The sequence below is a fragment of the Stenotrophomonas sp. AS1 genome (assembly GCF_048957655.1).
Taxonomy (GTDB): Bacteria; Pseudomonadota; Gammaproteobacteria; order Xanthomonadales; family Xanthomonadaceae; genus Stenotrophomonas; species Stenotrophomonas bentonitica_A.
Genome location: NZ_JARVXM010000008.1, coordinates 375,151 through 396,343, shown reverse-complemented (window position 1 = coordinate 396,343; position 21,193 = coordinate 375,151). Strand labels below are relative to the sequence as shown.

The following is a 21,193-nucleotide window of genomic DNA, read 5'->3' as shown; positions in this document are numbered from 1 at the left end:
GTTGCCGCGCCCTGCACGGCGCGAGGTCGTACCATCGGCCCGTCATCATCCCCGCAAGGACGTCACATGAACCTGCCGCCGGATTCGCGCACTTCACCCCTTCTCACTGCCATCGGCCGCAGCTGGTGGGTGCTGATGCTGTACGGCGTGGTTGCCGTGGTCTTCGGGCTGATCGCGATCACGCGGCCCCTGTCGGCCGCTACCGCGCTGGCCTGGGCGATTGGCGTGATGGCCCTCGTGGAAGGCCTGATCAGTCTGTTCGCGCTGTTCGGCCGCAGTGGCGTGCCGCGCGGCTGGCTGCTGGTCTATGCGCTGGCCTCGCTGGTGTTCGGCGTGCTGGCTGTGCTCAACCCACTGGCCACGGCCAGCGTGCTGATCCTGCTGCTGGCCGCCTGGCTGATCGTCGCCGGCATCTACCGCATCGTGTTCGCGGTCCGGGTGCGCAAGGAAATCCAGGGCGAGTGGCTGCTGATCCTCAGCGGCGTGCTGGCCATCGTGCTCGGCGCGATGATGGTGGCCAACCCGATGGCAGGTATTGCCGTCACCACGCTGTGGATAGGGATCGGCAGCCTGCTCTATGGCGTACTGCAGATCGTGGTGGCCTGGCGCATCCGCCGCCTGCGCTGAGCACGCGCAGCGGCGATACTCGTGTCCCCGAACAAGGAGAAACACGCATGCGCAGCTGTCTGCTGATCGCCACCATGATGCTGGGTGGCGGACTGAGCGCCTGCACCCAGGCACCTCCTGCGCCGGCGGCAATCGAGACACCGGCGGGCGTCGCACCGCTGGCGAGCGCACGCATCCAGATGCGTGAGGTGGCCGAGGATGCCCGCCACCCCGGCGTCACCACGCTCAAGGACCGCGACGGCAACGTGCTGCCCCTGATCGAGCCGGCCTTCATCACCACGGCCGACATCGCCTCGGTGGCCGTGGGCAGCGACGGGACCACCGGACACGGGACGCTGATCCTGCGCTTCACGGATGCCGCGGCGCCGCGGATCCTCGCCGCGACGGAAGCGCGCGTCGCCAAGCGTGTGGCGTTTACCGTTGGCGATCAGGTCCTCAATGTCGCCGTCATCGCCGGCCCCTTCGCGCAGTCCATGCAGGTGAGCGGACTGGACAGCAACGAGGAAGCCCACCGGCTGTATACCGAGATCACCGGCAAGGCGCCCTGAGCCCCTCGCGATCCGCGGAGGCGCTCAGCGGAAATTCGCCTCGATCTGCTCCAGCGATTTGCCCTTGGTCTCCGGCAGCCAGAATGCAGCGATGAGGAAGTACAGCAGCGTACAACCGGCCCAGAAGAAGAACATGCTGGCGTAGCCGTGGTGGCCGACCGTGGGCAGGAAGATCGCGGCGATCACGGTGGAGACGAACTGGTTGATCAACAGTGCGATGCTCATGCCGTTGGAGCGGATGCGGGTGGGCATCAGCTCGGACAGCGCGAGCCACACGCACACGCCCGGGCCCACCGCGAAGAACGCGACGAACAGCAGGATGCAGCCGGCGACCAGCCAGCCGTGGGTGGGCGAGGGCACCGGGCCGATCACCGCACGTTCGATCACCAGCGGCGCGTTCGCGGCCTGCGCCGGGTCCGGGAACGGGTTGAGATGCAGCGTGCGGAAGAAGCGGCCGATCACGCTGTCGGCGGAGACCGCATCTTCGCGGCGGATCTGCAGCGTGGCGTCGATCGGGTTGTCGCTGCGCAGTGAGCGCACGTTGCTGAAGCCACCGTAGGCATAGGATACGGTCAGCTGCTGGGGCGCGGTGCCGGCGTTGCCGTCCAGGCGCTGCCATTGCGCGGCATCCAGTGGCAGCGACAAGGTGGTGCCACTCACCTGCTGCTGCAGCGCGGCCTGCACATCCAGCCGCCCGCGTTCGCTCTGCACGAACAGCAGCGCCGCAGCCAGCAGCGACAGCGTGATGCCGCCACTGCCCAGCATCAGCAGGAACTTGCGGCCTTTGCGGTCCACCAGCAGCAGCGCGACCACCGTCATCACGGCATTGAGCAGCTTGATCGCCACATCGGCGCCATTGGCCACCGAGCCAGGCAGGCCGGCCTGGTTGAGGATGTTGACCGCGTAGGCCAGCACCGAATTGATGCCGGTGGCCTGGGTGAAGGCCAGCACCAGGCAGGCCAGCACGAACGGCCACACGTAGCGGCGGCTGAGCAGCGGGTCGCGCTTGCCGTTGCGGCCGGTCTGCATCTCTTCCGGGGCCTGCATGCGCTGCAGGGTCGGCTCCACCGCGTCCGCGGCCACGGTGCGCTGCAGAGCACGGCGCGCCTTGGCGATGCGGCCACGGCGCACGAGCCAGCGGGGGGATTCACTGATCAGCAGCACGCCCCCGGTGAATACCAGCCCAGGCAGCAGGCAGCTCCAGAAAATAGTGCGCCACGCGTGATCCTTGACGTCGAACAGCAGGCGCTGCTGCTCGGCACCGGGCAGATGGCGCACCGCGGCGGTGGCCGCATCCACTGCATGTGCGTGGTACAGCCCGATCACGGCCGCCAGCACCAGGCCGATGGTCAGCAGCAACTGGAACATTGCCGCGCCACGCCCACGTCGTTCCGGGCTGAGCACTTCGGCCAGGTAGAGCGGCACGACGACACCGATCAGGCCGCCACTGATGCCCTGCAGCAGGCGCCCCATCAACAGCGCGCCATAGCCATCGGACAATGCCATCACCGGAATGCTCGCGGTGAACAGCACGCCGGCCAGCAGCATCGCGCCACGGCGGCCGATCAGGTCGGCGACCATCCCGGCGAACAGCGAGGACAGCACACTGCCCAGCAGCACCGCGGCGACCACGAAACCCAGCTGCTGGCTGGTCAGGTGCCAGCTCGCGGTGGCGGTGGCCTCCAGATAGGGCAGGGCGCCGGCGATGATGCCGATGTCGATGCCGTAGAGCAGCCCGCCCATGCCACCGATGAACAACAGATAGCGTACCGGCCAGCGTGGCGCGGAAGCGCCGGCGTGCACGGGCATGGCTGCGGAAACGTCGTTCATCGTGCCGGTCCTGTCTGCTGCTGCGTGCGCCATGGCGGCGCGGGAGTCCACGCTCAGTCGAGCGCGATGTCGTCGCCTTCCACCACCACGCCGCGCACGCGCAGGTCGTGGTCGAGCACCACCAGGTCCGCCCAGGCACCGGTCACGATACGGCCGCGGTCGTCGATGCCGAGGTAGTCGGCCGGGTAGCGCGACAGCCGGTTGGAGGCATCGGCGATGTCCAGGCCGAGCGAGACGAGATTGCGCAGCGCCTGGTCCATGGTCAGCGCGCTGCCGGCCAGCGAGCCGCTCGACAGCCGCACGCAGCCCAGGCACTTGTGCACGCGCTGCACGCCGAGCGCGTACTCGCCATCGGGCATGCCGGTAGCGGCGGTCGCATCAGTGACGCAGTACAGGCGCGGGATCGCGCGCAGCGCGGTGCGGATCGCGCCGGGATGCACGTGCTGCAGATCGGGAATGAGTTCGGCGTACTGCGCATGCGCGAGTGCGGCGGTGGCGATGCCCGGGTGGTAGTGGTCCACGCCGGTCATGCCGTTGAACAGATGTGTGAAGCCGGCCGCACCGGCGTTCAATGCGGCCACGCCGTCTTCATAGCTGCCGGCGCTGTGACCGAGCTGCACGCGGATGCCGAGCGCGCTCAGGGCAGGAATCAGCGCGAGGTGCTGGCCGATTTCCGGGGCGAGGGTCAGCACCTTGATCGGGGCGATCGCGTGCAGGCGCTTAACGTCGGCCAGGGTGGCCTCGACCACCAATGGTGGCTGCGCGCCCAGGCGCTGCGCGCTGATGAAGGGGCCTTCCAGGTGGACGCCGAGCACGCGCGCCATGCCGGGTTCGCGCGTGGCGATCGCAGCGGACAGGCCTTCAAGCGCGCGCGTGATGTCGTCTTCCTGCGCGGTCATGGTGGTGCCCAGCAGCGCGGTGGTGCCGTGCCGGGCGTGCGCGCGGGCCACCGTCTGCGCGGTCGTGCCGCCCTGCATGATGTCCACCCCGGCCCCGCCATGCACATGCAGGTCGATGAAGCCGGGCAGGATCAGCGGCACCTCCGCATCGTCGCGCGGGTCGGCGTGCGCGGTGTCGATGGCGATGATGCGCTGGTCGAAATGGAGATCGCCGCGGACCCAACCGGTGTCGGTGAGCAGGCGGCCGTGCAGGGAGCGGGATTCGGTCAAGGCGGGGACTCGGCGATGATCACTTCGACGCCCAGCCGCTGCAGCCCTTCCAGGTACTCGGGCTCGATGCTGGCGTCGGTGATGATGGTATGGACCTGGTCCAGCCGCGCGATGCGGTGCAGGCTGACCCGGCCGAACTTGGAGGCATCGGTCAGCACCACGATGCGGCGCGCGCGCTCGACCATGCGGTGGTTGAGGCTGGCTTCGGCCTCGTGGTGGGTGGTCAGGCCGAACTGCAGGTCCAGGCCGTCCACGCCGAGGAACAACGTGTCGAAGCTGTAGGTGTTGAGGCTGGCTTCGGCCTGGCTGCCATGCAGCGACAGCGACTGCTTGCGCAGCAGCCCGCCGGTGAGCAGCAGCTCCACGCCGGGCGCATTGGCCAGCTCCCAGGCGATGTTGAGCCCGTTGGTCATCACCGTGACATCGCGATGCCCGCGCAGGTGCCGCGCCAGGGTCATCGTGGTCGAGCCGGAATCGATGATGATGTTGTCGCCGGCCTTGACCAGCTTGGCCGCCTCGATACCGATGCGGTCCTTCATCGGCAGGTTCAGCGCATCCTTCTCGTGGATGTCCTGTTCCTGCGGCGGCGTGCGCACCAGCGTGGCGCCCCCGTGGGTGCGCGTGGCCAGCCCCTGCGACTCGATGTGGGTCAGGTCGGCGCGGATCGTCACTGCCGACACCGCAAAGCGCTCCACCAGCTCGCTGACCTGCACGTTGCCGTGCTCGACCAGGGTCTGGAGGATCTGCTGGCGGCGCTGCCGGGTGTTTCGCATGGGGGCGATTCCGTTCGAAAGGGAAAGCCGAAGCTTACCGTTCCGAAAGCTCCTTGGCCTGCCGGGTTTCGTTATTCGGGCTTGAGAGGTTGCGATTGCAGGCCCGGGCATACTCGGCCAAGCGCAGCGCGACCTTGTGCTGGATCAGCGCCAGCGGCTCGGGCTGCAGCTCGCCGGCTTCGATCGCCTTGAGCTGTTCGGGCATGAACTGGCTGAGCAGCATCTGCGGCGGCGCGTGCGCGGTGAGATTGGCGATGAGCGTATCCAGCGCGGCCTGCACCGCCGGCTCGCCCCAGTAATAGCGGCTGCGGTCGCTGAGCGAGTACGCGCGCAGCAGGCGCAGTTCGTGTTCGTCGCCCTGGTAGTAGCTGCGCCAGCTGCCGGGTTTGTCGACCATGCAGCGGTCCAGCACCTCGATCAGCTGCGAGTGCTGCGTGGCCGGCAGCAGCTCGCGCTCGATCATCGCCAGGGCGAACACCGCTTCGCGGAAGGCATAGGTTGCCGCCGGGCCGACTTTCAGGATCGCGAAGTGATCGCGGACCAGCGCGTGCAGGCCAGCTTCGGTCTGGTAATCGGTGGAGTGTGCTTCGAACACGATGCGCGGCTGCTGTTCGACGAAGGCCGACAGGTCCGCGGCGGCGGCAGGGTCGTAGTAGTGCACGCTGCTGTGGTCGAAATCCACGCCGGGCTGCACCACCATCGCGATCACGCGCTCCCAGGCGGGCAGCAGGTCCGGGGCGGAAAATGCTTCGCGGTGGATGGCCAGGGTGGTGGCCGCGGCCGCCGGCGTCGTCACCTGCAGGCCACCGGCCAGCGAGGCCTCACCGCCGGGAATCGGCACTTCGGTGCCGATCACATAGACCGGCGGCGGCAGCCCGTGCTCGGCAGCGGTGCGCTCGGCAATCCGCGCCAGCTCGGCCGAGCGCGCCGCGACGATGGCGTCCGGCAACGGGGTCGGGTCATCGGCGCAGGACATGCTGCAGTCCAGGTGGATCTTGTGGAAACCGGCGGCCACATAGGCGGCGATCAGCTCGCGGGCGTTGGCCATTGCGGCCGCTGCGGGGCCTTTCTGCCAGGCATTCGGACCGAGGTGGTCGCCGCCGAGCACCAGCCGCTCGGCCGGGAAGCCCGCATCGCGCGCCAGCTGCAGTACGTAGTCGCGGTACTGCGGTGGGGTCATGCCGGTATAGCCGCCGAACTGATCGACCTGGTTGGAGGTTGCCTCGATCAGCAGCAGGGTGTCGTAACGCTGCGCCACCTGCATCGCCGCCAGCAACACCTGCGCGTTGCTGCAGCAGACGCTGTACAGCCCGACGGGGGCGCCCTGGCGATGGGTGGCGATCAACGATTGGACGGCGGACATGGCAACTCCAGTAACAGCGGTGTTCAGGGGGAGGGATGGTGCTGACGCGCGAGCAGGGCGGCGCCCCGCGCACCGCCGGCATCGCCGAAGGTGGGCGGCAGGATCGGCGGCACGCGCACGCCGGTGAACAGGTACGGCGCGATCGCGGCCGGCAGATCGCGATACAGCTGCTCCAGCTTGGACAGCCCACCGCCGAGCACGATCACGTGCGGATCGAGCGCGAGAATCAGGCTGGCGAAGCTGTAGCCGAGCAGGTCGCGGTGGATGTCCAGCGCCTGCTGCGCGATCGCATCGCCGGCCTGCGCGCGTGCGACCACCTCGGCAGCATCCAGCGCTGTACCACCGCGCCGCGCATGGATCATCGCCAGGCCGCTGCCGGACACGTACCGCTCCAGGCAGCCGCGCAGGCCGCAGCCGCAGTCCAGCAGCGGCAGGTCGTGGCGCTGCTGCAGTGTGGCGGGCAGGCTCCAGTGGCCCCACTCGCCGGCGATGCCGTTGTGCCCGGCGATCAGCCGGCCACCGACGCAGAAGCCACCGCCCGCACCGGTGCCGAGGATCACCCCGAACATGCTGGGATACCCGGCGGCGGTGCCGTCATGCGCTTCGGACAAGGCAAAGCACTGCAGATCGTTGCCCAGTTCCAGCGGGCGCTGCAGGCGAGCCTGCAGGTCCGCCCCGACTGTGTGACCGGTCAGGCTGGGCACATTGGCACTGAGCTGGCGGCCGCTGGCGCGATCACGCACGCCGGGCAGGCCAAGGCCGACCGCCACCCCGCGCTGGCCGAGGGCGGCATCCGCCGCATCGACCAGATCGACGATCGCCTGCAGGAACGCAGCGTAGTCCCGGGTCGGCGTCGGTACGCGCTGGCGATGATGCACCGCCAGCGCGGCGTCGCACGCGACCAGTTCGATCTTGGTGCCGCCGATGTCGATGCCGTACCAGGTCTGCATGCGCGCTCAGCCGTGGGGGTGGATGGTCACGCCCTGCACCACACGGTTGACCGTGCCGTCGGGGAAGGGATTGTCAGGCGTCATGCCGAGCGCGGCCGAACGTTGCAGCGCATAGCACTGCGGCGCCAGCAACCACAGCGGGGCCAGCCACGGATCGGGCAGTGCAGGTGCGGCGAGGACGAAGTCGCCATCGGCGCGGTCCGCATCGTCCGGCCCGATCGACAACACACGCCCGGCGATGCCGTCGCGGCGCAGTTCGTTCAACAGGTCCTGCTCGTAGCGGCGGGCGAGCGGTTGCGCGCTGCGCAGCATCACCACCAGGGTTTCCCCGTTGAGGGTGGACTTGGGCCCATGGCGGAACCCCAGCGGGGTATTGGCCAGCGCCAGCACCTGGCCGGCGGTGAGTTCGAGCACCTTCAGCGCGGCCTCGCGGGCGACCGCTTCCAGTGGCCCACTGCCGAGATAGATGACGCGCGAGTATGGCGCTTGGGCCAGCGTGGCCACCGCCGCATCCCAGGCATCCAGTGCGCGTTCGCCGTGGCTGGCCAGGCTGTGCAGACGTTCCATGCGCTGCGCCCACGGGGCGCTGTCGAACGCACTCAGCGCGGCCAGCAGCATGCAGCTCAGGCTGCTGGTCATCGCAAAGGCGCGGTCGCAGCTGGCCGCCGGCATCAGCAGCGACAGCGTATCGCTGCGGCCGTGACCACGCTTGGCGAGTTCGCCTTCGGCATTGCAGGTGATATCCACGAAGCGTGCGCGGTCGACCTGGTCGCGGACCAGATCCACCGCCGCCACGCTTTCCGGGCTGGAGCCGCTGCGCCCGAACGACACCAGCAGGGTCGGGCGGTCGCGGCGCAGGTACAGCGCCGGATGGGTCAGCAGGCTGGTGGTATGCACGGCGCGGACCTCGGCAGGCCACTGCGCATTGATCTGGTCGGCCACCATCTCGGCAATGAACCCCGAGCTGCCGGCGCCGGTGAAGATCACCAACTGGCCGGGATCGCGCAGGGCTTCCCCGAGGAAGCCGTCGATGCGCGCCTGCGCTGCGTCCAGAAGGCCGGCCAGCGCGGCCCACAGCCGGGGCTGCTGAGCGATTTCTTCGGCGGTATAGGCGCCACCGAGGCGCTGCCACGTGGGCAAATCAGGGAGCAGAGAAGCGTCCATTCGCAATTCCTGTTGGGCGACCGCACCTTCTGCGTTTTCTTTCGAAATGTCAAATATCGAAAGATAAAGAAAAGGTGGATCGGTCACAGTTTTCGTCGTCTTCTCGGAGGGGTCCCGTCACGCCGGCATCTGAATGCCGCGCCGCAGCAAGGTTTCGGGCGCTTAAAAACGCGTATTCAGGCGACGTTTGGAAAGCAGGGTCGCACAGTATCTTTCGTTTTATATAAATTATCCTTCCTTTTTCTTTGCAATTTGTTGACATCTTTCGAGACCCTGCCCTAGAGTCGGCCGCACTGGTTTCAGTTTCCCGCTGACCGCGGGCTTGGGGGCAAGGTGGACTTCCGGTTACGACGCACTGGTCTGACGATTGCACTGCTTGCCGCAGTGGCGCTGGGCGGCACCGCCAGTGCCGCGCCGGTGGGTAACCTGCGTGCGATCAGTGCCACCCCCGCCAACGACGGCACCCCCGGTTGGACGCTCAGCACCGATACCGGCGCCACGGTGCGCGTGGACCTGTTGCGCGATGACGTCCTGCGCGTGCGCGCCGGCCGCAACGGCACGCTCACCGGTGCCGGCGACAAGGCCGCCCCGATCGTGCTGCTGCAGCCGGCCGCGAAGGTTGCCGTCCAACTGGAAGAGGATGCCAACGAGGTGCGCATCCGCACCGATGCGCTGGTCCTGCACATCCAGCGCCAGCCACTGCGCCTGGCGCTGGTCCGCCGCGAGGGCGACCAGGATGTCGCGCTGTGGCGCGAACTGCAGCCGCTGGACCTGGACAAGGACCAGAGCGTGCAGGTGCTCTCGAGCGAGAGCGATGAGCACTTCTACGGCGGTGGCCAGCAGAACGGCCGCTTCGAGTTCAAGGGCCGCGAACTGGAGGTGTCGTACTCCGGTGGCTGGGAAGAAGGCGATCGCCCCAACCCGGCGCCGATGCTGTTGAGCTCGCGGGGCTGGGGCATGCTGCGCAATACCTGGAGCGACGGCACCTACGATCTGCGCCAGGCCGACCAGGCCACGCTGCTGCACCGCGAGGACCGCTTCGATGCGTACTACTTCGTCGGGCCGAGCCTGCATACGCTGCTGGACCGTTACACCACGCTGACCGGCCGCGCCGGCCTGCTGCCGCGCTGGGCGTTCTCCTATGGCGACGCCGACTGCTACAACGATGGCAACAACATCAAAAAGCCGGGCAGCGTGCCCGACGGCTGGAGCGACGGCCCGACCGGCACCACGCCCGACGTGGTGGACAGCGTGGCCAGGCAGTACCGCGAGCACGACATGCCCGGCGGCTGGATCCTCCCCAACGATGGTTACGGCTGCGGCTACAAAAAGCTGCCCGAGACCGTGCAGGGGCTGGCGAAGTACGGCTTCAGGACCGGCCTGTGGACCGAGAACGGCGTCGACAAGATCGCCTGGGAAGTCGGTACCGCCGGCAGCCGCGTGCAGAAGCTGGACGTGGCCTGGACCGGCAAGGGCTATCAGTTCGCCATGGATGCCAACCAGTCCGCGTTCAACGGCATCATGGACAACTCCGATTCGCGCCCGTTCCTGTGGACGGTGATGGGCTGGGGCGGCATCCAGCGCTATGCGGTGGCCTGGACCGGCGACCAGAGCAGCAGCTGGGATTACATCCGCTGGCACATCCCGACCCTGATCGGCTCGGGCCTGTCCGGCATGGCCTACGCCAGTGGCGACGTGGACGCGATCTTCGGCGGCAGCGCCGAGACCTTCACCCGCGACCTGCAGTGGAAAAGCTTCACCCCCGTGCTGATGGGCATGTCCGGCTGGTCGGGCAATGCACGCAAGCACCCGTGGTGGTTCGATGAACCCTACCGCAGCGTCAACCGCGACTACCTCAAGTTGAAAATGCGCATGACTCCGTACATGTACGGACTGGCGCATGACGCGGCCACCACCGGCGCACCGCTGCTGCGCGCGCTGATGTGGGATTACCCGCAGGACCCGCAGGCCTACACTGAGGCGCACAAGTACCAGTTCCTGCTCGGCCGCGAACTGCTGATCGCGCCGGTGTACCGCAGCCAGGCCGCGAGCCGTGGCTGGCGCCGCGACATCCACCTGCCGCAGGGCCGCTGGATCGACTACTGGGATGGCCGCCAGCTGCAGGCCGGGGCCGAGGGACGTTCGCTGGACCGCCCGGTCGACCTGGCCACGATCCCGGTGTTCGTGCGCGCCGGCGCGATCATCCCGATGTACCCGGCGATGCTCTACGACGGCGAAAAACCGCTCGATGAAGTGACCTTCGACCTGTACCCGCAGGGCGCCTCGCAGTACACGCTGTACGAAGACGATGGCGCCACCCGCCGCCATGAGAAGGGCGAATCGAGCACGCAGGCGATCACGGTGCAGGCCCCGGCGCAGGGCACGGGCCCGGTGCAGGTGCGCATCGATCCGGTGCAGGGCAGGTACGCCGGCCAGCTGCCGCAGCGGCGCTATGCGCTGCGCGTGCTCAGCCGCCAGCGCCCCGCCGCAGTGACGCTGGACGGCCGTGCGCTGCCGATGCTGGCCGACCAGGCAGCATGGCAGGGCGCCAACGAAGGCTGGTACTTCGACGCGGCCGAACGCCGCGGCACCCTGCACGTACGCACCGCGCCGACCGACATCCGCCAGCCACTCGCACTCCAGCTGGACCTGCCGGTTGTCGCCGCGCCGGCCGACGATGCCTTCCCGGCCGCACCGGAACTGGGCCGCGCGCTGCCGTCGGACAGCCTGCTGGTGGTGAACCGCCCGGCCGAGGAGCAGGGCTATGAGATGGAGAAGGCGTTCGACGACGATCCGGCGACGTGGTTCCGCACCGTGCGCAACCAGGCGGTCAAGACCGGCGCGCACGAATGGGTGCTCGGCTTCGGCGAACGCAAGCTGATCGACGGCATCGAACTGGCGCCGCGCAACGACCAGCACTGGAAGAACGGCCAGATCCGCGACTACGAAATCTACATGGCCGACAGCAACGGCGAGTGGGGTGAGCCGATCAAGCGCGGTCGTCTGACCCTGCAGCAGGGGATGCAGCAGATCGACTTCCCCGCCCATGCCGGCCGCCTGCTGCGCTTCCGCGTGCTGAGCACGCAGAACCCGGAAGGTGATGGCGCCAGTGGTGCCGATCCAATGGTGACGGCTGCGCAGGGCAGCGTGGCACGTGCGGTGGATGCGCTGCAGCCGCGCGATGTCGGCCCGATCGTGCTGTCCACCTTCCACGTGCTGGAGCATCCGCAGCCGGACGGCCCGGCGCAGCAGCTGTACCTGTCTGCGCTGCCGCTGCCGGCACCGTTGCAGGCCAGCGTCGCCACCGACCACGCCTTCGGTGGGCAGGCGGAAATGCGCATGAACGGCCTGCATTTCCGCCGCGGCCTGGGCGTCAACGCCAGCAGCCGGATCGACCTGGACCTCAACGGCAGCTGGCGCCTGCTGCGCGCCGACCTGGGCATCGATGATCAGTGCCGCACGGCCGGCGGCATGCAGTTCCAGGTGTGGGGTGACGGTCGGCTGCTGTACGACAGCGGCCTGGTCAACGCACCCGGCGTGGTCAAACCGGAGCTGGACGTGCGCGGCCTGCAGCGGCTGAGCCTGCGCACGCTCGGGGCGCAGGGCGATCACCCCGCGCAGGTCTGTGGCAACTGGGCCAATGCCGCCCTGATCGGACAGGAGGGCGATACCGCCAGCATCGTGTCGCCGTAACCGAAGAAACACGCTTTCAGAAAAACAGCTCTCTCCCGTTTCCCGTCTGCGGCCCTCTGGCCGCGGCACGGGGGACGTTTGCCCGAACACACCCATCCACCGCCAGCCCCACGCTGCGGATCGAACAAGGAGCCCAAGATGTTGACCGAACGCCATCGCCATCGCCGCATCACCGCCACCCCCTTGTCCATCGCACTCGGCCTGGCCGTTGCGGTGGTCGGCAGTGCCAGCGCCCAGGACGCAGCGCCCGATACCAAAGCCACCGAGCTGTCGCGCATCGAAGTAACCGGCTCCAACATCCGCCGCAGCGATGTGGAAACCGCCTCGCCGGTGCAGGTGATCAGCAAGCAGGACATCGAGAACATGGGCGCGCGCACGCTGTTGCAGGTGCTCGACAACCTGCCCGCCGCGCGGCCGGGCCAGCAGGACGCCCGCTCACTGTTCACCGGCTCCGACGGCGCCTCGCAGGCCAACCTGCGTGGCCTCGGCGCGCAGGGCACGCTGGTGCTGCTCAATGGCCGCCGGCTGTCCTACTACGGCGCGCCGGCCGGCTTCCAGACACAGTTCGTCAACATCGATGCGATCCCCGCCGCGGCGATCGAACGCATGGAAGTGCTGACCGACGGTGCCTCGGCGGTGTACGGCACCGACGCGGTGGCCGGCGTGATCAACGTGATCACCAAGCGCTCCTACCAGGGTGCGGAGATCAATCTCACCACCGACAAATCCTCGCGGATCAGCTCCTATGGCGAGCACCAGGGGAGCATCACCGCCGGTTTCGGCGACCTCGATGAAGACCGCTACAACGTCTACGCCTCGGTGAACCTGTACCGGCGCGACGCGATCCCGCTGAGCGATTTCTACGACAAGCGCCCCGACCAGTACTACGTCAACAACCCGAACTACCTGCCCAACCTGCGCCTGGGTACCGGCAGCAAGCCGGGTGAGTTCAACCCCGGCAGCTACTTCGCCTTCGACCCGGTCACCGGCCGCCGCGTGCAGGAAGCCGCGCCGGGCTGCAACAACGTGCTCACCAGCGAAGCGGCCGGCCCGCGGTGTATCTGGGAGACGTGGATGAACAACGAGATCGACGCCGGCGCCAAGTCCGAGCGCAACACCGCCTACGTCAATGCGCACTTCCTGATCGGCGACAGCACCGAAGCCTTCGCCGAGGCGACCTACACCGACATCGACCTGACCGCCAACGGTGGCACGCCGCGCGCCTATGGCACCACCACCGGCAACCCGACCAGCTGGTTCTCGCGCAACACCGGCACCACCGTCAACCAGTTCCTGTATCCGTACCTGGGCCCGAACAACGAGTACAACCACGCTTCGCCCGAGCTGAAGGCACTGATGGGCGGCGTGGTCGGCCTGCAGTACCTGCTGCAGGACGTGGGCGCCAACCACTTCGGCCAGCGCAACACCGACCAGAGCTACCGCGTGGTGGCCGGGCTGCGCGGTGACATCGGCGACTGGAACTGGGAAACCGCCTTCGCCACCGCCGGCAGCCACTCGGTCACCTACCAGACCACCAACGTGAATCTGGCCGGCTTCGAAAAGGCCTTCGGCCCGTACTCCGTCGATCCGGGTACCGGCCGCGTCATCATCTCCGACCACCCGGCCTACAAGTTCGGCGAGATCAGCGAGGCCAACGCCGCGCTGATCCGCGAAGCATTCCCGACCTTCGACATCCAGTCCTGGACGCGCCTGCATACGCTGGATGGCAAGATCGAGGGCCCGCTGTTCCAGATGCCGGCCGGCGAGGTGCGTGCGGCCTTCGGCTTCAACGCCAGCCGCGAAACCTTCTACACGCCGGGCAACCCGGATGCGGCCAACGGCCTGATCACCCAGCAGGGTGGTTCGTGGTTCGACGGCAAGCGCAACACCTATGCGCTGTTCGCCGAGACGGTGGCGCCGCTCACCGAGAAGCTGGAACTGGACGCCGCGCTGCGCGTGGACAAGTACCCGGACTTCAGCGCCAACCTGGCCCCGAAGATCGGCCTGAAGTACCAGATGTTCGACCAGCTGATGCTGCGCGGTACCTACTCCACCGGCTTCCGCGCGCCCAGCCTGGCCGAGTCCGGCAACGGCGGCGTGTTCGCCCAGCTGGGCGGTTACCGCGACGAGGTGCGCTGCAACGAAACCAACGCGATCGCCAACCTGCTGTTGCGGTCACAGCGCGGTGGCGATGTCGACCTGGGCAAGACCCTGCTCAACACCGATTGCAGCCGCACCGTGGCGCGCATGACCCAGCCGAACCCGGACCTGAAGCCGGAGAAGGCCAAGATCACCACGCTGGGCTTCGTCTACGAGCCGACCCAGTGGCTCTCGGTATCGGCCGATTACTGGTTCATCTACCGCAGCAACGAAATCGTCGCCCCGGATTTCACCCGCGATGAAGACATCATCTCCTCCACCCGCTCGCCGATCACCGACAGCGACCGCGCCAACCTGGCGGCGCTGGCGGCGATGTGCGCCGATCCGGCCAGCGGCGTCGCGTGCCCCGGCACGCTGCCCGGTTACAGCGTCGGCAACGTGGCCAGCGTGGTGGGCCAATACAAGAACCGTGGCAAGACCCTGATCGACGGCTTCGACATCGACGCGCGCAGCCGCTTCTCGCTGGGCGAATGGGGCAACCTCAACATCGGCGTGGCTGCCACCATCGCCAACCGCAACCGTTCCTACGTGGATGACGAAAGCGGCTGGTACTACGGCGACCTGGTCGGCTATTACAACAACCCGCGCCTGCGCGCCACGTTGAACGCGGACTGGAGCTACAAGCAGGTCACCACCAGCGTCTTCGTCAATTACGTGGGCGGCACCAAGTGGGCGCTGCAGCAGATCGACGAGGAAGACAACAACCCGCAGACCTGCACCGCCGGCTACCTGCCGGTGGAGCAGAGCAAGTGCGATGGCGCCCCGTCGTGGTGGACCACCAACCTGAGCGTGGCCTGGCGCCCGGATGACCACTGGAACGTAGGCTTCACCATCAAGAACCTGTTCGACCGCCTGCCGTTCTATGACCCGAACAGCTTCCTGGGCGACTCCAGCGATTACGCCACCATCTTCGGTCGCGGCTACAGTCTGACCGTGGGCTACAAATTCTGATGCATCCCTCGCGCCGGTCCCGGCCGGCGCGATCTTCACATGAGGTACTGTCCATGAAACGCAGAGAATTCATCGCCGCCAGCGCGGCCGTCGCCGCCAGCAGCCTGCTGCCGAACACACCCGCCTGGGCCCGCGCACGCAAGGTGCGGCTGGGCCTGATCGGCACCGGCATGCGCGGCCAGGTGCTGCTGAAAGAACTGGTCCGCCGCGATGACGTGGAGGTGGTCGCCCTGTGCGACATCGAGCCGATCATGCTCAAGCGCGGCATGGACATGGTCGCCAAGGCCGGCAAGCCGGCGCCCAAGGCCTATGGCCAGGATGGCGATGTCAACGCGTGGAAGCGGCTGATCGAGCAGCGCGGGCTGGACGGGGTGGTCATCGCCACGCCGTGGGAATACCACGCGCCGATGGCGATCGCGGCCATGCAGGCCAAGGTCGCGGTGGGCTGCGAAGTGGTCGCCGGCATCACCCTGCAGGACCACTGGGATGTGCTCAAGACCCAGCTGTCCACCGGCACCCCCTACATGCTGCTGGAAAACGTCTGCTATCGCCGCGACGTGATGGCCGCGCTGCAGATGGTGCGGCAAGGCCTGTTCGGCGAGCTCGTGCATCTGCAGGGCGGCTACCAGCACGACCTGCGGGGCGTGAAGTTCAACTCCGGCGATCCCAGCCAGCCCTATGACAGCGGCGTGGAATTCGGTGCCAAGGGCTGGTCCGAGGCGCGCTGGCGCACCGAACATTCGGTGCAGCGCAACGGTGAGCTGTACCCCAGCCACGGCATTGGCCCGTGTGCGATGTACACCGGCATCAACCGCGGCAACCGCTTCACCCATATCAACGCCTTCGCCAGCAAGGCGCGCGGTCTGCATGAGTACACCGTGGCCAAGAGCGGCGGCACCACCCACCCCAGCACCAAGGTGAACTTCAAGCTGGGCGACATCGTCACCACCACGCTGGCCTGCGAAAACGGCGAGACCATCCTGCTGCAGCACGACACCTCGCTGCCGCGGCCGTACTCGATGGGGTTCCGTGTGCAGGGCACCAAGGGCCTGTGGATGGACGTGAACCAGTCCATCCATATCGAAGGTCGCAGCCCGCCGCACAAGTGGGAACCGTTCCAGGCCTACCAGGATCAGTACGAGCACCCGCTGTGGAAGCAGCACGCCGACACCGCCGCCAGCGCCGGCCACGGTGGCATGGACTGGTTCGTCATCCATGCCTTCGTGGAGGCGCTCAAGGCCCGGGCACCGATGCCGATCGACATCTACGACGCGGTCACCTGGAGCGCGATCACGCCGCTGTCCGAGCAGTCGATCGCCAACAGTTTCCAGACGTTGGAATTCCCGGATTTCACCGCCGGGCTGTGGAAGCAGCGCAAGCCGATCCTTGCGTTTGATGGGACGTACTGAGGAAGCCTGACGTCGAATGGCCGGTACCGGTGCGTACCGGCCATCCCGTCCGCGCATTGACCCGGTCGGCCAGACGATGGCGCGGCCCAGCCTGGGCGCGGTCAGCGCAGGTAAAGCAATGAACACGGGGAAGTGGCAAGGATGGTGCGCCCGGAGGGATTCGAACCCCCGACCAATGGCTTCGGAAGCCACTACTCTATCCGGCTGAGCTACGAGCGCGTTGTATCCTGCATCCCGCCGGGCCGCCTGATGGGGCCACGGACCGCCAAAGCGGCGCGGGAGGAGCATTCTATCCGTAAACGCCGCGCAGGTCTGCCCCCTGCATCGATGCACTGGGCGACGGCGCGCCCGGCCAGCCCAGGCGGTATCCTTTACCGATGGCTTACGAACGTTTTGAAGCGCCCGAGGCGGCGCCCCCGTCGCGCTGGCGGCACTACTGGAAGTTGATGCGCGCCGACCGCCCGATCGGCACCCTGCTGCTGCTCTGGCCCACCTGGTGGGCGCTGTGGCTGGCCTCCGGCGGGCTGCCGCCGCTGTGGACGCTGTTCGTGTTCACCGCCGGCGTCTGGCTGACCCGCTCGGCCGGCTGCGTGATCAACGATTACGCCGACCGCTGGCTGGACCCGCACGTCAAGCGCACCAAGGACCGCCCGCTGGCCAGCGGCGCCGTCTCCGGCCGCGAGGCGCTGGCCCTGTTCGCCGGGCTGATGATCGTCGCCTTCGCGCTGGTGTTGACCCTGAACTGGCTCACCATCGGCATGAGCTTCATCGGCGTGTTCCTGGCCGCCAGCTACCCCTACCTGAAGCGCTACACCCACCTGCCGCAGGTTTACCTGGGCATGGCCTTCGGCTGGGGCATCCCGATGGCCTTCGCCGCGGTGCAGGGCGAGGTGCCGGTGATCGGCTGGCTGCTGTACGGCGCCAACATCCTGTGGTCCACCGCGTATGACACCTGGTACGCCATGGTCGACCGCGATGACGACCTGAAAATGGGCTCGCATTCCACCGCGATCCTGTTCGGCGATCTGGACCTGGTCATCCAGGGCATCCTCTATGCGCTGTTCCTGGGCACGATGGTGCTGGTCGGCCTGCGCGCCGGGCTGGGGTTCTATTACGGCCTGGGCGTTGGGGTGGCCGCCGGGCTGATCGCCTACGAGTTCTGGATCGCCCGCAAGCGCGAGCGTGACCCGTGCTTCAAGGCCTTCCTGCACAACAACTGGGTCGGAGCGGCGCTGTTCGCCGGCATCGCGGTGTCGCTGGCACTGCGCTGAGGGGTCCACCCGACCAACGGTCGGGTGCTACCGGTAACGCGCACTACGACCATTAGGCGACTGACAGCGCCGTGGCCAGCGCCCAGAATCCCTCCCATCGAATGATCGGGGAGGGCGGGGCAATGAACACGTCGACGGTGGTGCAGGACGGCTGGATGGCGCGCGCGGCCTTGCGCTCAGCCGCCTGGGCGGAAAAGTGGTTCCCTGATGCGTACGTGTTCGCGGTGCTCGGCGTGGTCATCGTCGCCGCCGCCGCGATGGGCTTCGGCGCCACCCCGCAGGCCACCGCCACGGCATTCGGCGAGGGCTTCTGGAGCCTGATCCCCTTCACCATGCAGATGGCCTTCGTGGTCATCGGCGGCTACGCCGTCGCCACCGCGCCGATCGTCGCGCGTTTCATCGATCTGCTGGCCCGCGTCCCCAAGACCGGCCGTGGCGCGGTGGTCTACGTCGGTCTGATCAGCATGCTCGCCTCGCTGCTCAGCTGGGGCTTTTCGCTGGTGTTCGGCGGCTTGCTGGTCCGCGCGCTGGCCCGCCGCGAAGCACTCCACATGGACTACCGCGCCGCCGGTGCCTCGGCGTATCTCGGCCTTGGCGCGGTCTGGGCGATGGGCCTGAGCTCCTCGGCCGCCCAGCTGCAGGCCAACCCGGCCAGCATGCCGCCCGGCCTGGTCGAGATCACCGGCGTGCTGCCCTTCACCGAAACCATCTTCCTGTGGCAGTCGATCGCGCTGACCGCCGCGCTGATCCTGGTCTCGCTGCTGATCGCCTGGCTGACCGCCCCCGGGGCCGCCTCCGCGCGCACTGCCAAGGACTTCGAAGGCGCCGCCCGCGCCGAAGCCGAGCCGCTGCCGCCGCGCACCCGCCCCGGCGAGTGGCTGGAGTACAGCCCGCTGCTCACCGTGCTGCTCTCGCTGCTCGCGTTCGGCTGGCTGTTCGGCGAGTTCGCCAGCAAGCCGGTGGTGACCGCCATCGCCAACCTCAACACCTACAACTTCCTGTTCATCTCGCTTGGCCTGCTGCTGCACTGGCGCCCGCGCAGCTTCCTCAACGCGGTGGCCAAGGCCGTACCGAGCACCACCGGCGTGCTGATCCAGTTCCCGCTCTACGGCGGCATCGCGATGATTCTCACGCACGCCACCGGCAGTGGCGATGAGACGCTCGCCCATCGTCTCTCCACGTTGTTCGTGCATATCGCCACCACCGACACCTTCGCGCTGGTGATGGGCGTGTACTCGGCCGTGCTCGGCTTCTTCGTGCCCTCCGGCGGCGGCAAGTGGATCATCGAAGCGCCGTACGTCATGCAGGCGGCCAACGAACTGAAGGCCCATCTGGGGTGGGCAGTACAGGTCTACAACGCGGCCGAGGCGTTGCCGAACCTGATCAACCCGTTCTGGATGCTGCCATTGCTGGGCGTGCTCGGCCTGAAGGCGCGCGACATCGTCGGCTTCACCTTCATCCAGCTGCTGGTGCACATCCCGCTGGTGCTCGGCCTGCTGTGGCTGCTCGGCATGACGCTGACCTACGTGCCGCCGGTGATGCCGTGATCGTCATCTGCGCGTCATCTGCAGACGTTGGCCCAGCGATGCCCTGTTCAGTCGCACGACGAGGCATTCTGTGGGAAGCGGAATAAGGGCATTCGAACCGTTCATATGCGGGTCAACGCCTACTGCGACATGGGGTCTGCACTCGCTGAAAAGGCGGGCGTGGAGACGTTGACGAATTCGTATGCAAACCCCCACACGTCGTTAACCTCGCGCTGCAGAGGATGGCCCGGACCGCGACATTCCGTTCGCGGCAACCGGAGAATCGAAATGGCTCAGCAGAACCAGCAGAACCCGAATCAGCGCGGTGAGCAGCAGGAGAGTGGTCGCGGCCAGCAGCAGCAACAGCAGCAGGAACAGCAGCAGCGCAACCAGAACCAGCAGCAGGGCGGCCAGCAGGACGAGGAAGAGTGAGCCCAGCCGGCTGTTGTGCGAACTGAAGCCCCGCTCCGGCGGGGCTTCGTTCGTCCGGGCCTGCTCAGGCCGAGCGCAGGTGCCAGCCCAATGCTGCGTCTTCGACCACCGCGCCCGGCACCACGTCATGCAGCACCACGCGGATGCCGCGCGCATTCGGCAGCACCTTCTGCTCGGGGAACCAGCGGCGGGTGGCATCGACCACGATCAACAGGCCTTCGTCATCGCCGAGTGGTGCGAAGTGCGGCGTGGGCTGTGACAGCGGCGCCAGCCCGAAGGCGTTCTGTGCGTTTGCCTGCACTTCACCGACGTGTTCAGCGGGTAGGCCGACCTCGCTGATGCAGGTCATCTCGCTGCCGTGGAACCCGCCCTGGCACTCGCCCGCAGGCAAGCGTCGCCGCGCGATCAATTCCAGGATCAGGCCGTCCGGCCCGGTGAAATAGATCGATTCCGAATCCCAGCGGCCATCGAACGTGAAGTGGTCATGGCCTTTCAGATCGCGCTGCAGGGTGGCGCGTGCTTTGAGCCAGTCGGTGGCCGCCTCGAAGCGATTGGCGGGCACGTTGAACGCCAGGTGCACACCGCCGACCGGGTTCGATCCTGCGGGTTGCAGCTTCAGGGTGCTCCAGCCGATGCGCACGGCTGAGCCCTCGACCGGCAGCTGAAGTTCATCGCGGAAGTACGCCACGGTGGCGGCGACATCGGACACAGGGAGATCGATCTGATGGATGCGCATGGTGCGGGAGGCCTCGCGTAGCTACGTCGACATTCTGCTGGATAACCGAGGCGCGCGCTATGCGTTGATCTGATCACATGGACGCCGTTACAAGGGCATTTCCTACTTCATTACGCGGAGAAGACCGGCTACTCGCCTGGCTACGAAAGGCGTTGAATATTCGTCAACGCCTTCGCCCCTTCGCGGACGTTTATCGGTAGGAGAATCAACCGCAATCCGCAGTCCGCGGCGCTACACGGTCCATTACGGTTGTTGCTGTTTCGTAATGCCCATTTATCTGCGCAACTGAAATGCCAGTGCGCAGTGTCACCGACTGATTCGATACACAATCAAGTCAGATCGGATTCTTCGTTTCATAATAAGGAGAAATCTCATGAATCGCGTACTCAATCTGCAGCGCCTAGCCTTGGACACCAATGCCGGCACGATGGGAAACAGCTCGGGTAGCTCGACGCACACCTGCTGCGGCGCCGGGAGCGTGGATCGTTAACCACCGCCTGTGACTGATGTGAATAATCGTGGGTGTGGAACGCACCCACGATTCAGACCTTCAGTGATCGGCGTCCAAGCTGGAGATCCTGCCTGACGGTG

Annotated in this window: 15 protein-coding genes and 1 tRNA gene; 8 read left to right on the top strand and 8 right to left on the bottom strand. The window is 67.2% G+C overall.

The features are described 5' to 3' along the window. The first annotated feature begins 66 nt into the window (after window positions 1–66). Both PV764_RS16365 and PV764_RS16360 read left to right on the top strand, forming a co-directional pair. On the top strand, window positions 67–627 hold the full coding sequence (locus tag PV764_RS16365; RefSeq protein WP_421117102.1) for an HdeD family acid-resistance protein: 561 nt from the start codon (window positions 67–69) through the stop codon (window positions 625–627). A gap of 47 nt (window positions 628–674) precedes the next feature. Then, complete coding sequence (locus tag PV764_RS16360; RefSeq protein ID WP_421117100.1) at window positions 675–1,175, top strand: SecDF P1 head subdomain-containing protein; 501 nt, start codon at window positions 675–677, stop codon at window positions 1,173–1,175. A 24-nt stretch (window positions 1,176–1,199) separates the two neighbouring features. Here the strand turns inward: PV764_RS16360 and PV764_RS16355 are convergent, their stop codons facing one another. The 6 genes from PV764_RS16355 to PV764_RS16330 are packed head-to-tail and all read right to left on the bottom strand — an operon-like array spanning window position 1,200 to window position 8,424. Continuing rightward, window positions 1,200–3,005 carry an MFS transporter gene (locus tag PV764_RS16355; protein ID WP_019185236.1) on the bottom strand — a complete coding sequence of 602 codons (1,806 nt, stop codon included), beginning with the start codon at window positions 3,003–3,005 and terminating at the stop codon, window positions 1,200–1,202. A gap of 53 nt (window positions 3,006–3,058) precedes the next feature. Continuing rightward, window positions 3,059–4,174, bottom strand: a complete 1,116-nt coding sequence (gene nagA, locus PV764_RS16350; protein ID WP_421117099.1) for an N-acetylglucosamine-6-phosphate deacetylase — start codon at window positions 4,172–4,174, stop codon at window positions 3,059–3,061. Next, window positions 4,171–4,947: a DeoR family transcriptional regulator gene (locus PV764_RS16345; RefSeq protein ID WP_019185238.1), complete on the bottom strand. Its 777-nt coding sequence runs from the start codon at window positions 4,945–4,947 to the stop codon at window positions 4,171–4,173. The genes nagA and PV764_RS16345 overlap by 4 nt, the downstream gene beginning before the upstream one ends. 34 nt (window positions 4,948–4,981) lie before the next feature. Further along, window positions 4,982–6,310 (bottom strand): D-tagatose-bisphosphate aldolase, class II, non-catalytic subunit, encoded by a 1,329-nt coding sequence (locus tag PV764_RS16340; protein ID WP_421117098.1) that lies wholly within the window; start codon window positions 6,308–6,310, stop codon window positions 4,982–4,984. A 23-nt stretch (window positions 6,311–6,333) separates the two neighbouring features. Further along, on the bottom strand, window positions 6,334–7,260 hold the full coding sequence (locus PV764_RS16335) for an ROK family protein (RefSeq protein ID WP_070472464.1): 927 nt from the start codon (window positions 7,258–7,260) through the stop codon (window positions 6,334–6,336). Window positions 7,261–7,266: 6 nt separating this feature from the next. Continuing rightward, window positions 7,267–8,424: an SIS domain-containing protein gene (locus PV764_RS16330; protein ID WP_399620672.1), complete on the bottom strand. Its 1,158-nt coding sequence runs from the start codon at window positions 8,422–8,424 to the stop codon at window positions 7,267–7,269. 333 nt (window positions 8,425–8,757) lie between these two features. Here PV764_RS16330 and PV764_RS16325 point away from each other — a divergent pair, with 333 nt between their 5' ends. The 3 genes from PV764_RS16325 (at window position 8,758) to PV764_RS16315 (ending at window position 16,637) form a co-directional block, all read left to right on the top strand. Next, window positions 8,758–12,117 carry a TIM-barrel domain-containing protein gene (locus tag PV764_RS16325; protein WP_421117097.1) on the top strand — a complete coding sequence of 1,120 codons (3,360 nt, stop codon included), beginning with the start codon at window positions 8,758–8,760 and terminating at the stop codon, window positions 12,115–12,117. A 138-nt stretch (window positions 12,118–12,255) separates the two neighbouring features. Further along, window positions 12,256–15,228, top strand: a complete 2,973-nt coding sequence (locus PV764_RS16320) for a TonB-dependent receptor domain-containing protein (protein WP_046273040.1) — start codon at window positions 12,256–12,258, stop codon at window positions 15,226–15,228. A gap of 53 nt (window positions 15,229–15,281) precedes the next feature. Then, window positions 15,282–16,637, top strand: a complete 1,356-nt coding sequence (locus tag PV764_RS16315) for a Gfo/Idh/MocA family protein (RefSeq protein ID WP_421117095.1) — start codon at window positions 15,282–15,284, stop codon at window positions 16,635–16,637. Window positions 16,638–16,779: 142 nt separating this feature from the next. On the opposite strand, the gene PV764_RS16310 is transcribed toward PV764_RS16315, so the two are convergent. Continuing rightward, a tRNA-Arg gene (locus PV764_RS16310) sits at window positions 16,780–16,856 on the bottom strand. A gap of 158 nt (window positions 16,857–17,014) precedes the next feature. On the opposite strand from PV764_RS16310, the gene ubiA reads away from it, so the two are divergent. The 3 genes from ubiA to PV764_RS16295 all read left to right on the top strand — a co-directional run bounded on the left by ubiA (window position 17,015) and on the right by PV764_RS16295 (window position 19,866). Beyond that, window positions 17,015–17,908, top strand: a complete 894-nt coding sequence (gene ubiA / locus PV764_RS16305; RefSeq protein ID WP_421117094.1) for a 4-hydroxybenzoate octaprenyltransferase — start codon at window positions 17,015–17,017, stop codon at window positions 17,906–17,908. A 155-nt stretch (window positions 17,909–18,063) separates the two neighbouring features. Continuing rightward, window positions 18,064–19,455, top strand: a complete 1,392-nt coding sequence (locus PV764_RS16300) for a short-chain fatty acid transporter (RefSeq protein ID WP_037553828.1) — start codon at window positions 18,064–18,066, stop codon at window positions 19,453–19,455. A 267-nt stretch (window positions 19,456–19,722) separates the two neighbouring features. Beyond that, entirely contained in the window at window positions 19,723–19,866 is a 144-nt protein-coding gene (locus PV764_RS16295) for a hypothetical protein (protein ID WP_167390338.1), read from the top strand. A gap of 64 nt (window positions 19,867–19,930) precedes the next feature. Here PV764_RS16295 and PV764_RS16290 read toward each other — a convergent pair whose 3' ends face one another. Further along, complete coding sequence (locus PV764_RS16290; RefSeq protein ID WP_421117093.1) at window positions 19,931–20,602, bottom strand: VOC family protein; 672 nt, start codon at window positions 20,600–20,602, stop codon at window positions 19,931–19,933. Between the last annotated feature and the right edge of the window lie 591 nt (window positions 20,603–21,193).

Bases quoted from the DNA above. Each gene is read 5' to 3' on its own strand.
- PV764_RS16365 (WP_421117102.1), top strand. From the start codon at position 67: ATGAACCTGCCGCCGGATTCGCGCACTTCACCCCTTCTCACTGCCATC.
- PV764_RS16360 (WP_421117100.1), top strand. From the start codon at position 675: ATGCGCAGCTGTCTGCTGATCGCCACCATGATGCTGGGTGGCGGACTG.
- PV764_RS16355 (WP_019185236.1), bottom strand. From the start codon at position 3,005: ATGAACGACGTTTCCGCAGCCATGCCCGTGCACGCCGGCGCTTCCGCG.
- PV764_RS16345 (WP_019185238.1), bottom strand. From the start codon at position 4,947: ATGCGAAACACCCGGCAGCGCCGCCAGCAGATCCTCCAGACCCTGGTC.
- PV764_RS16340 (WP_421117098.1), bottom strand. From the start codon at position 6,310: ATGTCCGCCGTCCAATCGTTGATCGCCACCCATCGCCAGGGCGCCCCC.
- PV764_RS16335 (WP_070472464.1), bottom strand. From the start codon at position 7,260: ATGCAGACCTGGTACGGCATCGACATCGGCGGCACCAAGATCGAACTG.
- PV764_RS16330 (WP_399620672.1), bottom strand. From the start codon at position 8,424: ATGGACGCTTCTCTGCTCCCTGATTTGCCCACGTGGCAGCGCCTCGGT.
- PV764_RS16320 (WP_046273040.1), top strand. From the start codon at position 12,256: ATGTTGACCGAACGCCATCGCCATCGCCGCATCACCGCCACCCCCTTG.
- PV764_RS16315 (WP_421117095.1), top strand. From the start codon at position 15,282: ATGAAACGCAGAGAATTCATCGCCGCCAGCGCGGCCGTCGCCGCCAGC.
- ubiA (WP_421117094.1), top strand. From the start codon at position 17,015: ATGGCTTACGAACGTTTTGAAGCGCCCGAGGCGGCGCCCCCGTCGCGC.
- PV764_RS16300 (WP_037553828.1), top strand. From the start codon at position 18,064: ATGGCGCGCGCGGCCTTGCGCTCAGCCGCCTGGGCGGAAAAGTGGTTC.
- PV764_RS16295 (WP_167390338.1), top strand. From the start codon at position 19,723: ATGGCTCAGCAGAACCAGCAGAACCCGAATCAGCGCGGTGAGCAGCAG.
- PV764_RS16290 (WP_421117093.1), bottom strand. From the start codon at position 20,602: ATGCGCATCCATCAGATCGATCTCCCTGTGTCCGATGTCGCCGCCACC.